Annotated in this window: 3 protein-coding genes; all 3 read right to left on the bottom strand. The window is 34.5% G+C overall.

Translation table 11 applies throughout. The features are described from left to right. Window positions 1–84: 84 nt before the first annotated feature. On the bottom strand, window positions 85–627 hold the full coding sequence (locus DWW52_RS20795) for a hypothetical protein (protein ID WP_029427363.1): 543 nt from the start codon (window positions 625–627) through the stop codon (window positions 85–87). Window positions 628–701: 74 nt separating this feature from the next. Then, window positions 702–1,214: an ankyrin repeat domain-containing protein gene (locus DWW52_RS20790; protein WP_007558978.1), complete on the bottom strand. Its 513-nt coding sequence runs from the start codon at window positions 1,212–1,214 to the stop codon at window positions 702–704. Window positions 1,215–1,298: 84 nt separating this feature from the next. Next, on the bottom strand, window positions 1,299–2,057 hold the full coding sequence (locus DWW52_RS20785) for a DUF4261 domain-containing protein (protein ID WP_117682435.1): 759 nt from the start codon (window positions 2,055–2,057) through the stop codon (window positions 1,299–1,301). Window positions 2,058–2,119: the final 62 nt, after the last annotated feature.

The following is a 2,119-nucleotide window of genomic DNA, read 5'->3' as shown; positions in this document are numbered from 1 at the left end:
TTTTCATTCTTTTTTATTTGATGCTAATGCTTGGCGGATAACCGACCTTTTCAGAGGAGGCTCATCCGCTTGTTATCAATGGTTTTACTTTGTGCAATCAATTAACTTTTTTATTTCTTCGACACGTTTTGCATCGGTAAACGATTTAGATTTAAAATAATTATCTGTAAATTCCTGATTTTTAATTCGTAATATTCGTTCTCTTAACAACGGAACTAAAACTATGGAATCGAGATTTTGAAATCGTTCCTTATATTTTATCAATATCTCTTCCAAACGATTAAAAACAGCATCGCAAAGTTGACATCTCATTTCATTTTCTGACAACTCTATATACTCATCCAAAGCCAACATTTGATCTATGTTAAGTATATCTTTTTTTTGAATATATCGAGCATACGATTTTAAGCTATTTTTTTTAATATCTTCTCTGCGAAATAATCTTAAAACAATAGCTAATGATATATGGTGTTTATCTATTCTTTGCACCTGATTAGATATTTCCTCTTGCCAAATCATATCCCCCAAGTTGGTAGCTATATAGTTTACAACTTTGTCTTGTTTCACATTGGCTTCAAAACTTCCAGCCCACCTTAAATCATATGTTATTGATAAAAAAACTCCCATATTATTTATTCCGTTAAAAACAAACTACATTTTTAGACATCTTTATTGATAATGTCCGGCAGCGTGCCACTTGTTCAGTCGGTTTGCTGTTTGTTATCGTTGTTAAAGAATCTTCTTACATCATAATTTGCGATAGTTCTTGCCAATGATTTAGGAGATACTCCATTGTTGTTCTCTATATCGGGATTAGCTCCATTTTTCAAAAGGTGTTCGATAAAAAAGCCATCTCCCTTGTATTGCATAACAGCTTCCCATAAAGGAGTATTACCATTTGCATTTTGCATATCTATATCTGCATTATGATTCAGGAGTAATTCAAAAATACCTTTCAACTGATATTGAACAGAAAGATATAATGCAGTGCGTCCGTCTTTCCTTTTTTCATTTATATCCAACCCTTTTTTTACAAATTCGGGTATAATTACACCTGCGGGATGTACGATACTCTTGTAATTCATTATATAGTAATGAAGTAGATTACTCCCATATTTATCTTTACTATTTATGTCATAATCTATTAGAGCTTGTATAAACCTGTTTGAGTCATCACTCAATAATTCAAGTTTCATATCTTCTATTGTTCTCATTTCTTTGATTCTAATGTAAACAACGATAATGTTTGGCGGATAATCGACTGTTATAGGAGATTTATCCGTTTGTTATGCGCCTTCTTATTGTGGATATTCAAGTTTCAAACTCTTTCCATCCAATGCAACCGCATCACTAAGGGTAATCCTGAGCTTTTGTTCTTCCGAAAATCCGATGGTTTCGCCATCATTCAAAGTTACATCGCAGTCTAAAACATATGTAACTATATCAAGCAGAAAATCGCGAACATCATTCAGATCGGCATTGGCAGCATAAACTTCCATTTCTTCTTTACCAAATTTTCTCATTCCGTAGGTATATATACCTGCACATTCTTCGGTGCGATATACGCCAAACCACACCCAAGCCAATATAGGCAATGCTTCATTATCTTGCTGCATTACAGATGCAACATCACAATAAAACTGGGGATAGAACACAGTTCCATCAGTATAGACAGCAATGGCTCTTTCTTGTTTAAGGCATGAAGAAACGACTTTTGTAAATAGTTTCCCTCGTTCCAATAGATTGGCATCCTTTCCCAATACAGAAACCATGAGATGTGCCTTGTGGCTTTTAGTCACTTCTACTGCATCTTTCCACATGTAATTTGCTCCTGCATAATGTTCCGCCTCTTGATTAGGAACAGGTGCAGGCATAATGGCTACTGCAAGTGTAACATCTCCCATAACAGCTACCAACGCTTCTTCATTGCCGTCATATGGAATTTCTATGTTCCAATCTGCCTTGCAGTCGTTGATGAGTTTTTTAATATCCCATTCATTTTGTGATAATAACACAAAGGCTACAAAAGCTCCAGTTGGATAATTTTCTTCTTTCATATTCTTATTGTTTTTATATTATATCTTTGGTGCATAATGTTCGGCAGCTAATCGCCATTTTG

The organism is Odoribacter sp. AF15-53 (assembly GCF_003479425.1).
GTDB lineage: Bacteria > Bacteroidota > Bacteroidia > Bacteroidales > Marinifilaceae > Butyricimonas.
Note: the sequence above shows the minus strand (reverse complement) of the source record. Positions and strands in the feature narration are given on the sequence as shown.